Raw genomic sequence first — 13773 nt, forward strand, 5'->3', positions numbered from 1 at the left:
ACCGAACGTCGGCAAATGAATGATAGTGGCAGGTTAGCTGGTAAAATAGCATCAACGAAATCAGCGTAATCGCAAAAAAGTCAACGGTCATATGTTTTGCGCTATCACAAAGCCGCTTGCCCAGGCCCATTGAAAATTATAGCCCCCAAGCCATCCGGTAACATCCACACATTCGCCGCCAAAAAACAGCCCGGGGACTTTCTTAGCTTCCAGTGTTTTTGACGAAAGCTCATCTGTAGATACACCGCCGCGCATTACTTCGGCCTTGTCATAACCTTTATCGCCGGCAGGTTTTACCTTAAAATCATGAATGAGGGTGCTGATGTTTTCAATGTCGGTTTTGGTGAGCGATGCCATGTTTTTTTCGGCGGGGAGTTTGTCGCTCAACGCTTCGGCAAACTTGCGGGTATATAAAGATGCGATGTATGCAAGCAGCATTTTTTTGCCGTTGGTTTCCTTTTCCTGTTGGATCAGGCCGGCAATATTTTGATTGGGCAGGAGATCGATGTTAATGGATTCTCCTGGTTTCCAATAGGAGGAGATTTGTAATATGGCTGGTCCGCTGAGGCCCCAGTGGGTAAATAGGATGTTTTCTTCAAAGCTTGCCCTATCGTTCCAAACCCTACAAAAAATGCTATTGCCTGATAATTGCTCATACCAGGGCTGGTCTTTGCCGGTAATGGTAAGGGGCACCAGGGCAGGGGCGGTGTCGGTAACTTTTAAGCCGAAATTGCGCGCCGTTCGTAAACCAAAATCAGTAGCGCCCATTTTGGGGATGGGCAAACCGCCGGCAGCCATCACTACACTGGCAGCGCTTATATATTCCTGTTTGCCGTTAACTTCGGCACGCACTGTAAAACCACCGTCAGTTTTTTCAACTATTTTAACCTCGGCATTAAGCCAGATCTCCTGCCCAAGGTCATCACACAGGTTGGTGAAAACTTCGACTACATCTTTAGCTTTATCGCTTACCGGGAAAAGCTGGCCTAACGTTTTTTCCTTACCGGTAATGCCGTAGGTTTCAAAAAAGCTAATGGTATCATCAACCGTCCATTGTGAAAAGGCTGATTTACAGAAGTGTGGGTTTTGCGAAATAAACTGCTGATCGGTAGCGTAAAGGTTGGTATAGTTACACCGCCCGCCGCCGCTAATGAGGATCTTAGCGCCAACACGGTCGCTTTTTTCGAGTACCAATACCCGCTTGCCTAAAAAGCCGGCCTGTACGGCGCACATGAGGCCGCATGCGCCTCCGCCAATTATTATAGCGTCAAAATCTGTTTGTTTTACTAAATTTGTACTCATGACGGATGTTTCGCAAATATCAGAATTTGGAAAGATACTCATCTTTATTATTACGGGGATAATAATGGTGTGCGTGATATTTTTTATCAACAAACTTTTGGCCCCCAATAATCCCAACGCCGAAAAATTAAGCTCATACGAATGTGGCGAAGAGCCTACCGGTAATGCCTGGTTACCCTTTAATCCCCGCTTTTATGTGATAGCGCTGGTTTTCCTGCTTTTTGATGTGGAGATGGTGTTTATTTTTCCCTGGGCAACCGTATTTGGCAGTCATGAGCTTGCAGCACAAGACGCACGCTGGGGCTGGCTTTCACTTGCCGAAATGTTTGTGTTTTTGGGCATCCTGATTATAGGTTTAGTATATGTTTGGCGCAAAGGCGACCTGGACTGGATCAAGCCAACCCCGATTGTGCCGCATACCGATGTGCATATTCCGCCATCCTTGTACGAACAGTTGAACCAGGAACAAAGCAGTTTTACAGTAAAAGCTTTCAACGCTGATACAGTATCAACTGCAACTGCAACCGCCACTCCCTCACCAGAACCAGCCCGCAAACCTATGTTTAAGCCAACTTTTAAAAAGCCTGCAAATGAGTAACGATATAACCAGTGAGAACGGTGGTGTAGTGGTAACCAAAATGAACGATCTGCTCAACTGGGCACGTTTATCCTCATTATGGCCGCTAAGTTTTGGAATAGCTTGCTGCGCCATTGAAATGATGGGCTCTATGGCCTCCACCTATGACCTCGATCGTTTTGGTGTTTTCCCGCGCCCATCTGCCCGCCAGGCCGATGTAATCATTATTGCAGGTACCGTTACTTTTAAAATGGCCGAACGCATTAAACGCCTGTATGAGCAAATGCCTGAGCCTAAATATGTGATTTCGATGGGCTCATGCTCTAACTGCGGCGGGCCATACTGGCAGCATGGCTACCATGTGGTAAAAGGCGTTGACCGGGTGATCCCGGTTGATGTGTATGTACAAGGCTGTCCGCCAAGACCGGAAGCCTTAATTGGTGCTATTTTAGAATTGCAGAAAAAAATTGAGGGGGAGCGTTTGATAAAAGCCTAATATCACCGTTATGTTTGGCTGGCGAAAAGAAAGAAAAACAAAGAGTCGGATATTGACACTGATAAATTTGGCTGAGCAGTTAGGTTTAAATGAAAAGGATATAACGAATGCCAAAGAATGTCTTGAATATAACGAATTGGAATTAAGCTTTGACTGCGTGATAACCCAAATTCATGAATATGATGTTGCGATAAACAAAGCGTTTTATTCAATGGCAACTGCTATTGCAAACGAGTTGAAACTGCCAGCTAATGAATACGATTTCTTGATTCCTTTAATAAAAAAGGAACTCTCTTAACTTTACCATCTAATCTTTATTTGATCCTTATGAAAGTCCTGCTCGTTCTCATCATAAGTTTTATCCTTACGACCGTTATTTCCCGTCTATTTGTTGACGACTGGAATATTATGCTTAGCGGTAATGTAGCCATGATGCTGATGCTTTGGTTTACCTCATTGGGGCATTTTATGTTTACCAAAGGGATGGTTATGATGATGCCTTCCTTTATCCCGTTTAAAGGAGCGTTAGTTTATTTAACCGGGATAATGGAAATAGTTCTCGGCGCTTTGCTGGTGGTTAACGCTACAAGGCATATAGCAGGGATTATCTTGCTTGTTCTGTTTGTGGTCATGCTGCCTGCTAATATCAATGCAGCCATGAAGCATGTGGATTTAGAAAAAGCTACTTATGATGGCAGCGGTCCGGGTTACCTTTGGTTTCGGATCCCTTTACAATTGTTGTTCATAGCCTGGATATTATATTTTTCAATCGGGATTTAGTTGGTGATTTTTAAGGATATAGATTATCTTTAAGCGATTAACCAATTATGAAAAAAATAACCCGAAAGCTGCTGGTCATTACGATTAGCACCCTATCTATATCGGTCTGTGCACAAACATCAAGTCCTAAACAGCCATTTTTCCCAAAAGGCAGCTTATTGTATGGTGATGTTAATTATGCCGGTGATACCTTAAAAAAACACTTATTAGATGTTTATCTGCCTCCGGTAGTCAAAGAAAGCTATCCGGTTATTATCTGGATCCATGGTGGCGCCTGGATGCTGAATGATAAATATGCCGATATGGGCTATATGCAAAAAACTGTTCAGGGTTTTATTGATAATGGTTACGCTGTGGCCTCTATTGATTACCGCTGGAGCACTTCTGCACCATTTCCGGCACAGATCCAGGATTGTAACCAGGCTGTTGAATTTCTTTATCAAAACGCATCAAAATATAAACTCAACAGGGATAAGTTTGGGGTGATTGGTTTTTCGGCCGGAGGGCATCTGGCATCGTTACTTGCTTTATCCAATAACAATAATATTAAAGAGTTTTATCCCAACGGAAACAAACCTCATTTTAAAATAAAACTGGCGCTTGATTTTTACGGGCCGTCAAATTTCCTGTCGCTTAAAGGTACCGATGTTAACGATCCTAAGAGCCCGGTTAACCTCCTGCTTGGCGCTTATGCTATTGAGCGGCCCGATCTGGCCAATATAGCCAGTCCGGTTACTTATGTTGATAAAAACGATCCGCCATTTCTCATTGTTCAGGGCGAAAAGGATGAATCGGTCAATTACACCCAATCGGTTTTGCTGAGTTCATACCTTAAACTTGCCGGTGTTAAAAATGAACTTATTATTGTACCCAACGCGCCTCATTACGGGGTAATGCTTGATGCCGAAGAGATCAGGAAAAGAGTGTTTTATTTTATGGATGAATATCTGAGGTAATAATCAGATCAACTGATTAAAATGGAAGTTACGCTCCTAAAGCTAATAGGTAAAAAATATGTTTCATACACAATTTATCGAATCCTAAAAGCATAAATTTACGCTTTTGTAATTTCTGCCATGTTAAAAAAAGAAAACCCGAGAAAGAAAAGTAAACTTGTCAATATCCTGTTCGCCGGGTTTATAACGGGTACGCTTGATGGACTTGCAGCCATGATCCTGAACTATAAAGTAAACCCTGGTGTTATTTTTAAGTTTATTGCCAGCGGGGCCTTTGGACCGGCGGCCTTTGCAGGCGGGGCCGAAATTATAGTTGCCGGGGTTATTTTTCATTATGTGATAGCTTTTCTATTCAGCGCGGTATTTTTTCTGCTGTATCCCTTTTTTTATAACGGACTGCGCAATAAATATTTCGTGGCTGTTGTTTACGGGATAGCTGCCTGGCTCATAATGAATTTAGGAGTTGTCCCTTTGAGCAAAATAACCATGAAGCCGGGATATCATATCCCGGTAAGTACTATTCTGACCGGGATGTTAACGCTGATAATTTGTGTGGGTTTACCCGTAGTTTTCATTGCCGATAGGGAAAACCAGAAATCCAAATAGTTATGATTGGAATGCATTTTTTAAATACCGACCGTTTGGGCTTACGCGGATTACTTGAGTCGGACGCCCTGCAAATATTGGCTCTCCGCTCCAATGTCGAAGTGAACAAACACCTTGACCGTGCTGCTAATACCACTGTTGATGAAGCGTTATCATTTATTAAAAAGATAGAGGATATTGTGAGTAATAACGAAGGTTTTTATTGGGCTATAACCTTAAAAGACAAGGATGAGCTGATAGGAACCATTTGTTACTGGAACCTGAATGCTGCCAATAAAAGTGCAGAAATAGGTTATGAACTTCACCCGGATTATCATGGGCAGGGCTTCATGCAGGAAGCCATTTCAGCGGTTTTGGCCTTTGGTTTTAATGATCAGCATTTTGAATTGATAACTGCCTGCCCGAAACAAGGGAACGAAAGTTCAGTGAAGCTATTAAAAAAGACAGGCTTTTCACTTGCCGGAGATTTTACGGACGAGGAAACTAAAAGTAAATATCTTGATTTTAGATTAACCAAAGCTGACTATTTAACAAGATCATCTTAACGAAAAACCCGGTTGTTGAGGCCGGGTTTTTCATGGATTTAAAATTAAACTAAGTATTTTGTGATTAAGGCATCATGATGCCATTAATGCCATGTACAACACCATTGCTGGCCTCGGTGTCAAATGCGGTAACCAACACTGCATTGCCTTTGGCATCGGTGATCTGCAAATTGCTTTTATCATTTACAGATAAATGCAATGTTTGCCCGTCGATGGTTTTCAGGTCGGCTTTGCCTTTGCCTGCACCTAAGGCCTTAATGATATCGGTTTTAGTGTATTTACCTGCTACCACGTGATATTTCAGTATCGGAGCAAATTTAGCCGGATCTTTCATTAGGGCATCAAATTGTGCTTTTGGCAATTTACTGAAAGCTACATCATTGGGCGCAAATATGGTGAACGGGCCGGCTGCCTGCAATGTTGGCTCAAGCTGAGCTGATTTTATTGCAAGGGCCATTGGCGCGTAGTTAGTTGAAGTTGCCATTACGCCAACCACATCGCCAGATGCGGCAGCTGTAGAAGTGGCTGCAGGAGCAGCAGTTGTTTTAGCAGTGTCCTTTTTGGTTGTATCCTGTGTTTGGGCTATTGCCTTGTTTGATAAGAAACCAATAGCTAATGAAGCAACGGCTATTAAAACTGACTTTTTCATGTTCATCTTTCTTTCTGTTTTTTTAGTGAATTAAAATGTAATGAGTAGTCGTTTTTATCGATATAAATTAATTAAGAGTTATTTATTTGGTGAATTACTATAGTTTAATAACTTTTAATTACGTAAAATAGTTTTGATTTATTAACATTTGTGCTTAAACACGTGATGTTCAGGAAGAAAAAAAGAGGGGAGGGTAGCAGATTTGAGACGCAAGATTTGAGATTAAGCGTTTTGGGAAAAGTAAATTATGCATCCCTATAAACAGAAACGACCACCCTGATGTATCAGGTAGTCATCTATCCGTTTGCCGCTTGATAAAGAGATTTATTGCCGGGCTTTTTGCAATTCGTCAAATTTTGCAATGAGCTTATCGATACTCTTAAGATTGTATTTATGCTCATGGATCTGATCGACCAAGTCGGGTTGATCGCCCATGATATCACTCATGATATCTTCAAAATTTTCGTCGGTAAGGCGTTTCATGCCAGCAGTAGTTTCGCCGTAATAGTAGGTTGTTTTTGAACTGCCGCCCCGGCCACCGCCGCCGCCAAGGTTAATGCCGATGCCGCCGCCAATTCCGCCGCCGTAACCACCGCTTCCGTAGCCTGCTGAGATCCCCGGTGTAATACCAAAGCCACTGCCTCCCCCGCCTTTGCCGCCCTTTGCCATGAACAGTTTCACTGGCTCATCAAGCACCACTTTTACAAAGTCGGTTTCTTCCTTGGTCCACGATTCGTTTGCCGGGGCGTGTGCCACAACAAAGCTGTCCTGACCAACAACATACGATCTTAAGTCGCTGGCGCTTAATTTATATGGATTAGTTTTTTCGTTTTCCTTAAACTCAATGAAACCTTCGCCTTTTATTGGCCCTTTTCCTGAAGGATTAGCGCGGATCAGCCCGGTTTCGCGGTTGCCCTTTACATCAGTAAAGCTACCCTGTTGCCATTTTTGCGATTTTGCTGATACAAAACACAGCATGAAAAATAAAATGATTAAAATTGAGCGCATAACGAGTTCTGAATTCTGATACAAAGAACGCAAATTTTAACTTTTTAATATGATCACTGTTGATTTCCGAAGCGATACTGTAACCAAGCCAACCCCAGGCATGCTTGAAGCTATGTGGAGCGCCAAAGTAGGGGATGATGTTTTTGGCGAAGACGAAACCATAAATGCCCTTGAAGCTAAAGCTGCCGCTATGTTTGGTATGGAAGCTGCTATTTTTTGCCCATCAGGCACCATGACCAACCAGATAGCTATCAAATGTTTTACCCAACCGCTTGATGAACTTATTGCCGATCAAACCGCACATGTTTACAGGTACGAGGGCGGGGGCATTGCTTTTAATTCGGCAGTATCAACCCGGTTGTTGAATGGTTACCGGGGCATCCTTACGCCCGAAATGATAGAGCCGGAAATCAATGCTGAAAACATCCATTACCCGCATACCAGTTTGGTGGTGCTCGAGAACACGGTTAATAAAGGCGGCGGCAGCTGCTACACGCTTGAAAATATCAAACCTATTGCCAACCTCTGCCGGGAGAAAGGTTTAAAACTTCACCTTGATGGTGCCCGGATCTTTAACGCGCTTACGCATACCGGTGACGCTGCGGTTGAGTATGGCAGATATTTTAATGGTATTTCGGTTTGCCTGTCAAAAGGATTGGGTGCACCCGTAGGCTCAGTTTTATTAGCCGATAAGGAAACTATTAAATATGCACGCCGCATCCGTAAAGTGTTGGGTGGTGGTATGCGCCAGGCGGGCTTTTTAGCTGCCGCGGGGATTTACGCGCTTGACCATCATGTTGAACGCCTGAAGATAGACCATGCCCATGCGCGTATTCTGGGTGAGGAACTGGGCCGATTGCCATGGGTAAGCGATGTAATTCCGGTTGAAACCAATATTGTTTTATTTGATACGGTTGAACCGGCTGCTGCGGTGCTTGCCAAACTTGCAGACAAAGGCATTAGGGCAAGCGATACAGATAAAAACCGCATCCGCTTTGTAACACACCTTGATGTACATGCCGAACAGGTGGAGTATACAATAAGGGTATTAAAGGGGTTGTAAATTTAGATGGCTTGCCAACACCATTGTACTGATTGACATTTATTTAATACATACTTAATAGTTAAAAAACTTTGAGAATGTGACCGTTTTATATTTTTTCAAACATTTTTAATTTCTTTACAGTTATACGTTGGTTTCATCGATATAATTATTAATGCTGCAAATACTGCGAATTTTATAATATTTGCGGCAACCATACATTAGCCTATGTTTGAATTTACTCAATCAAATGAGAAGGAACTGCTTTTGCAAGTGGCTCAGGGTAATGAGTTTGCTTTTCGTCAATTGTTTTCTGTTTATCACCAGCGTTTAGGCGTTCATATCTTGCGTATAACCCATTCTGCTGAACTGGCTGAAGAGGTTGTACAGGATGTGTTTATGAAGATCTGGATGACCCGCGAAACGCTTACGGCGGTTGATAATTTTAAAGCTTACCTGTTTGTAATTTCAAAAAACCATGCTTTAAACTGTTTGCGCAAAGTTGCCCGTGAGCAGATGCAGCTTAAAAAGTTGGAAGAAACCCGCATTGTACCTTTTAATGCCGAAGTTCAGGAAACAGATCATTATTATAATTTGATTGATGAGGCCATTGATCAGCTGCCGCCTCAGCAGCAGAAAGTTTACCTCATGAGCAGGCATAACCGCTTAAAGTATCATGAGATTGCCGATGAGCTCGAGCTATCCCGCGAAACCGTCAAGAAATACCTTCAAATTGCCACCTCATCCATAAAAGATTATGTGCATGAACATATGGAGGCGATAGCGTTAGTAATGGCGCTGATTCATTTTTTTATTTTTTTCAAAAAGTAATACCCCCTTTTTTAATCTCACAGGTGTCATGTATATGAGATCTGCCCCAACTCACTGTAGCCAATTATACAGTTATACTGAAAAACATTTACTATGAGCGAACTTTACGCCCGGCTTGATTATTTGTTTCACACTTATTATAATGGCACTGCTACGCCAGCCGAGCGCGATGAATTATTTGAGATCATCAACTCATCGGCAACCGATGCGGAGCTTGCATCGCTCATACATCATGCCTGGGATAAGCTAGACGATCATGGGCCGCTTTTTGACCGCTCGAAAAGCGAGGATATGCTCATGCAGATTTTAAGAACTAATCCCGAACAATCTGTTGCTGCACCGGTAAAGAATAATAACCTCCCCTGGAGAAGGTTAGGGGTTGCCGCTTCACTTTTATTACTTGTTGGATTCGGCGCTTACATTTACAGCAATCAAAAAAAGCTGGTTATTGAAAAAAAAGACATTGCCAAAATTCATCCTAAAAATGATGCTTTGCCTGGTGGCAACAAAGCAATTTTAACATTGGCCAATGGCAAAACTATTACGCTTGACAGTGCGCAAAACGGCCTGCTGGCGCAACAGGGTACCACCCGGATCAATAAAACCCGCAACGGTCAGCTGGTTTATGAAACCGGTACTAATGTTGATGCTCCGGTAATAAATACTGTTTCAACTCCGCGTGGCGGTCAATACCAGTTGGTTTTGCCGGATGGGAGCAAGGTTTGTTTAAATTCGGCATCATCATTAAGCTTTCCAACCAGGTTTACGGGCAAAACTCGTGAGGTCACCATCACCGGCGAAGCTTACTTTGAGGTTGCCAAAAATCCGCAAATGCCTTTCAGGGTTAAATCCGATAACACTACAGTTGAGGTTTTAGGTACGCATTTTAATATCATGGCCTATAATGACGAGGCCGAAATGAAAACCACATTATTAGAAGGATCAGTAAAAATAAGTAACAGCACTGCAATCGGCATTTTAAAACCCGGACAGCAGGCTGTACTCAATAAAGCAGGCAGGCTCAAAGTACTTAACGATGTTGATGTAGATGATGAAATAGCCTGGAAAGACGGCATTTTTCAATTCAGGGATGCGGGGATAGATGCCATTATGAGGCAGGCTGCCCGTTGGTATGATGTTGAGGTGGCCTACGAAGGTAAAATACCACAACGAGAATTTACAGGCCGAATCTCCCGAAACGTAAAAGCATCTCAATTAATGAATATGCTTGGTTATGCCGGGGTAAAATTTAAAATTGAGGATAAGCGCATTACCATACAACAATAGCATAATTATTATACCTACTATATTAAGCAACCAATTGTTAACAATTTAAACAACCCTATGATGGAAGAAATACCTGAGATAAGTTAGCCCGACCCTTGGGATCAAATTGGTAAAACGGTTTATCATGCGTTCAAACATGTGTATCAAATTCCAAAACCAGCATATGAAAAAACCGGGAAGTATTCGCAGTACATTCCCGGCATAAACATCTGGGTCCCAAATTTCTACAATCGATGAATTGAAAGTTAATGTTTAACCCAAACTCTACAAACTTATGAATTTTAATTCTAAGGCCACGCCTATGGCATGGCCTCAATTACGCAAATTTATATTGGCCATGAAGCTAACTGCCTTTATTATAATTGCGGCCCTTACCAATGTGAGTGCCAAAAGTTATAGCCAGATAGTTACTTTGCACCAAAAAAACACTACCGTTGAAAAAGTACTCCGCTCAATTGAAAAACAAACAGGCTATCATTTCATGTATGATAAGCAGGATGTATCAAAGGCCGGAGCAATCAACATTGAAGTTGCAAACGTATCTATAGAGAATGCGCTTGATCAATGCTTTAAAGATCAGCCGCTTACCTACAAAATTTTTGATCAAACCATTGTTGTTAAAAAGAAGGATGAGCCTGTTGTGTCGCAGGTAGCTGTTGCCCCAATTAAAGTAACGGGTACAGTAAGCGATGCCAAAGGCCCTATCCCTGGTGTTACGGTTAAGGTTAAAGGTACCAATGTTGGTGTACAAACTGACATTAATGGTAAATATACCGTCAACGCGCCTGATGCCAACGGAACACTGGTATTTACATTTATAGGATATACAACCCAAAATGTGCCTATTGGCGGCAGGAGCCAGATTGATGTTGTATTGGCAGAAGAACCAAAAGCATTGAGCGAGGTGGTTGTGGTTGGTTACGGTACCGCAAAAAAGGTCGACCTTACCGGTTCGGTAGGTAGCGTAGGTGCAAAGCAATTGCAGGAGCGCCCGCAAACCAATCTTGAGCAGGAATTGTCTGGTAAAATTGCCGGCGTAAACGTATCAAGTAACTCAGGTGCACCGGGTGGCGCAACCAAAATCCGTATCCGTGGTTACAGCTCCATTAATACCAACACCGATCCGTTATATGTTGTGGATGGTGTGGTTTGGACAGAAGGTGGTAACGCCATTAACCCTAATGACATTGAAACTATCGACGTACTGAAAGACGCATCATCAACAGCTATTTATGGTACCCGTGGTGCAAACGGCGTAATTTTGGTTACCACCAAAAGAGGTAAAAAAGGCGGTACCATTTCTTACGATGCCTATATGGCGGTAAATCATATGTTTAAGGAGATACCCGTTCTTAACTCAAAACAGTTTATGCAGATTGAGGATGTTTCTTACGCCAATATCAAAAAATATGACCCTACCGGCTGGGCTGCGGGCGACTATACCGACCGTAACCCGGTAACGCAAAGAACAGCCCTTATCGGTAAACTGTTCGATCAAAATTTAAATCCATTATATGACGTTGACTGGCAAAAAGCTACAACCCGTACTTCGGTAAGCCAAAACCACAACGTTGCATTTACCGGCGGCGCCGAAAATGTAAACTATGGCTTGTTTCTGAACTATGCTGATGACGAAGGTATTATCCTCAATAGCTACCTGAAACGTTATAATGTGCGTTTAACGGTTGACAACCAGATAAAACCATGGGTAAAAGTTGGGGCTACATTAAACTACAACTACCAGGATGGCCGCAACCAGGATCAGGGCACAGGCGGTAACAACATCCCGCGTATGTTAATTGAGATGGTGCCTTTTATTCCTGTCAGATATCCCGACGGAACCTACGGCAAACGTACCGATTACCCTAACCTTGAAGGCGGTGATAATCCGGTAGCACAAGCTAACGAAATTCAATCTCTTACCCGCAACCGTATCTTCAGCGGTAATGGTTATTTGAATTTAAATCTGTTGCCAGGTTTGGAATTCCGCAGCGTTTTGGGTGTAACTACATCTGCCAATTATAACCCGGCTTCTCAAAGCGGGCTTGTTGGCGGCCCTGTTGCAGGACAAAGCTATAGCTCGGCCTCGATAGAGGAGTTTAACAGGACGTTTTGGCAATGGCAAAACTATTTTACCTACAACAAAACCTTTAACAAGGTACATACTATAAACCTTGTTGCAGGTGCCGAACGTCAAAACTATCAGCAACTTCGTTTAAAAGGATCAACAGGTACATTGTCTGACGATTTTTATGAGTATTATAACTTATCTGCTGGTATTGTACCTAACAAACCAGAGTCTGATTATGATGCATGGCAAATGCAGTCGTTTTTTGCCAGATTGAACTATAACTACAACGAGAAATACCTGTTAACTTTAACGGGGCGCGAAGACGGCTCCTCACGCTTTGGTACTAACAAAAAGTACGGCTTTTTCCCTTCTGCTGCATTTGCATGGCGCGTATCTCAGGAAGATTTCTTAAAGGATAATAAAACTATATCAGATCTGAAATTGAGGCTGAGCTACGGGTTAACCGGTAATTCCGAAATTGGTGAATATCGCTCACTCGCAAATATTAATACAGTTGGCTACGCCTTTGGCGGCAACAGTGCGGTAGGTACTACGCAAACCTCGATAGGTAACGAGGATTTGCAATGGGAAAAAACTGCGGAGTATGATTTAGGCTTTTCATTGGGCTTGTTTAACAATCGTTTAAACATTGAAGCAGATGCTTATCTGAAAAAGACAAAAGCATTGCTTTTAAATGCACCGCTGCCAGAAACAAGCGGCTTTCAAACCGTATATAAAAATATAGGTAAGCTGCAAAACAAAGGTCTCGAGTTCACGATCAATGCTACTCCTATAAAAACACAGGATTTCACCTGGAACTCAACCTTTAATATTTCATTCCTGAAAAACAAGATCCTGCAGTTAGGTGCATCTAATGATGATATCTTCCTTGCTCCAACCTTCCTTTCGCAATTTAACCTGATGCGGGTTGGTCTTCCGGCCGGTAGTTTTTATGGTTACAAAGTGCTTGGAACATGGGGAACTGCTGAGGCGACCGAAGCTGCTAAATATGGCTTGTTACCAGGCGACCTGAAAATACAGGATACCAATGGCGATGGCAAAGTTAGCGCTGACGATAAAGTGGTATTAGGTAAATCAATACCTGATGGTTATGGTACTTTCAGCAACAACTTCCGCTACAAAAACGTTGACCTGGGTGTTGATCTGCAATTTAATTACGGTAATCAGATCATGAACCTTACCCGCCACTCGGGCCAGGACCGCACTGGTCAGGCAAACAGCTATGCTACCGTACTTAACGCCTGGACACCGACTAACCAAAACACCAGCATTGCCGAAAGCAGGCCCGCTTATGTACGTTATCAAACCGAAATTTATTCAACCAAAGTTGAAAGCGGTAATTTTATTCGCGGCAGGGCGGTAACACTTGGTTATACTTTTAATGACAATATTCTTAAAAAGTTAAAGTTAAGCCGTTTAAGGGTTTATGCGCAGGCACAAAATCTGTTCCTGATAACCAAATACACAGGTTATGATCCAGAGGTATCAACATACAATGCCTCAAGCAACTTCACCCAGGGTATCCAGTTTTATGATTATCCAAAACCACGTACTTTCCTGTTAGGTGTTAATGTTAGTCTTTAATTAAAAAATGTTAAAACA

Annotated in this window: 14 protein-coding genes; 11 read left to right on the forward strand and 3 right to left on the reverse strand. The window is 42.6% G+C overall.

Annotated elements, in window-relative coordinates:
* Nucleotides 1–87 precede the first annotated feature (87 nt).
* Nucleotides 88–1302, reverse strand: coding sequence for a BaiN/RdsA family NAD(P)/FAD-dependent oxidoreductase (locus BLP33_RS03365; RefSeq protein WP_090524860.1), 1215 nt, complete (start codon nt 1300–1302; stop codon nt 88–90).
* Here BLP33_RS03365 and BLP33_RS03370 point away from each other — a divergent pair.
* From BLP33_RS03370 to BLP33_RS03400, 7 genes are all read left to right on the forward strand, one after another.
* A complete protein-coding gene (locus tag BLP33_RS03370) occupies nt 1301–1900 on the forward strand; it encodes an NADH-quinone oxidoreductase subunit A (protein WP_090524862.1) in 600 nt (199 codons plus the stop codon). The two genes, BLP33_RS03365 and BLP33_RS03370, sit on opposite strands and share 2 nt — an antisense overlap.
* Nucleotides 1893–2375 carry an NADH-quinone oxidoreductase subunit B gene (locus BLP33_RS03375; protein WP_090524864.1) on the forward strand — a complete coding sequence of 161 codons (483 nt, stop codon included), beginning with the start codon at nt 1893–1895 and terminating at the stop codon, nt 2373–2375. Before BLP33_RS03370 ends, BLP33_RS03375 begins: the two co-directional genes overlap by 8 nt.
* 10 nt (nt 2376–2385) lie before the next feature.
* Nucleotides 2386–2673, forward strand: coding sequence for a MafI family immunity protein (locus tag BLP33_RS03380; protein ID WP_090524866.1), 288 nt, complete (start codon nt 2386–2388; stop codon nt 2671–2673).
* A 29-nt stretch (nt 2674–2702) separates the two neighbouring features.
* The gene (locus tag BLP33_RS03385; RefSeq protein ID WP_090524869.1) at nt 2703–3155 is read left to right on the forward strand and encodes a DoxX family protein; all 453 of its coding nucleotides are present in this window, start codon (nt 2703–2705) and stop codon (nt 3153–3155) included.
* Nucleotides 3156–3202: 47 nt separating this feature from the next.
* Nucleotides 3203–4111, forward strand: a complete 909-nt coding sequence (locus BLP33_RS03390; protein WP_090524871.1) for an alpha/beta hydrolase — start codon at nt 3203–3205, stop codon at nt 4109–4111.
* A 120-nt stretch (nt 4112–4231) separates the two neighbouring features.
* Nucleotides 4232–4717 carry a hypothetical protein gene (locus tag BLP33_RS03395; protein ID WP_090524873.1) on the forward strand — a complete coding sequence of 162 codons (486 nt, stop codon included), beginning with the start codon at nt 4232–4234 and terminating at the stop codon, nt 4715–4717.
* A gap of 2 nt (nt 4718–4719) precedes the next feature.
* On the forward strand, nt 4720–5262 hold the full coding sequence (locus tag BLP33_RS03400; protein WP_090524875.1) for a GNAT family N-acetyltransferase: 543 nt from the start codon (nt 4720–4722) through the stop codon (nt 5260–5262).
* Nucleotides 5263–5326: 64 nt separating this feature from the next.
* On the opposite strand, the gene BLP33_RS03405 is transcribed toward BLP33_RS03400, so the two are convergent.
* Together BLP33_RS03405 and BLP33_RS03410 are read right to left on the reverse strand one after the other, a co-directional pair.
* On the reverse strand, nt 5327–5911 hold the full coding sequence (locus tag BLP33_RS03405) for a fasciclin domain-containing protein (RefSeq protein WP_175489914.1): 585 nt from the start codon (nt 5909–5911) through the stop codon (nt 5327–5329).
* 324 nt (nt 5912–6235) lie between these two features.
* On the reverse strand, nt 6236–6889 hold the full coding sequence (locus BLP33_RS03410) for a hypothetical protein (RefSeq protein WP_139159916.1): 654 nt from the start codon (nt 6887–6889) through the stop codon (nt 6236–6238).
* A 79-nt stretch (nt 6890–6968) separates the two neighbouring features.
* Here BLP33_RS03410 and BLP33_RS03415 point away from each other — a divergent pair, with 79 nt between their 5' ends.
* The 4 genes from BLP33_RS03415 to BLP33_RS03430 all read left to right on the forward strand — a co-directional run bounded on the left by BLP33_RS03415 (nt 6969) and on the right by BLP33_RS03430 (nt 13755).
* Entirely contained in the window at nt 6969–7982 is a 1014-nt protein-coding gene (locus BLP33_RS03415) for a threonine aldolase family protein (protein ID WP_175489915.1), read from the forward strand.
* Nucleotides 7983–8189: 207 nt separating this feature from the next.
* Nucleotides 8190–8792 carry an RNA polymerase sigma factor gene (locus BLP33_RS03420; protein ID WP_090524881.1) on the forward strand — a complete coding sequence of 201 codons (603 nt, stop codon included), beginning with the start codon at nt 8190–8192 and terminating at the stop codon, nt 8790–8792.
* A 93-nt stretch (nt 8793–8885) separates the two neighbouring features.
* On the forward strand, nt 8886–10079 hold the full coding sequence (locus tag BLP33_RS03425) for a FecR family protein (protein ID WP_090524883.1): 1194 nt from the start codon (nt 8886–8888) through the stop codon (nt 10077–10079).
* Between the two features lie 274 nt (nt 10080–10353).
* Complete coding sequence (locus BLP33_RS03430; protein ID WP_090524885.1) at nt 10354–13755, forward strand: TonB-dependent receptor; 3402 nt, start codon at nt 10354–10356, stop codon at nt 13753–13755.
* Nucleotides 13756–13773: the final 18 nt, after the last annotated feature.

The organism is Mucilaginibacter sp. NFR10 (assembly GCF_900100445.1).
GTDB lineage: Bacteria > Bacteroidota > Bacteroidia > Sphingobacteriales > Sphingobacteriaceae > Mucilaginibacter > Mucilaginibacter rubeus.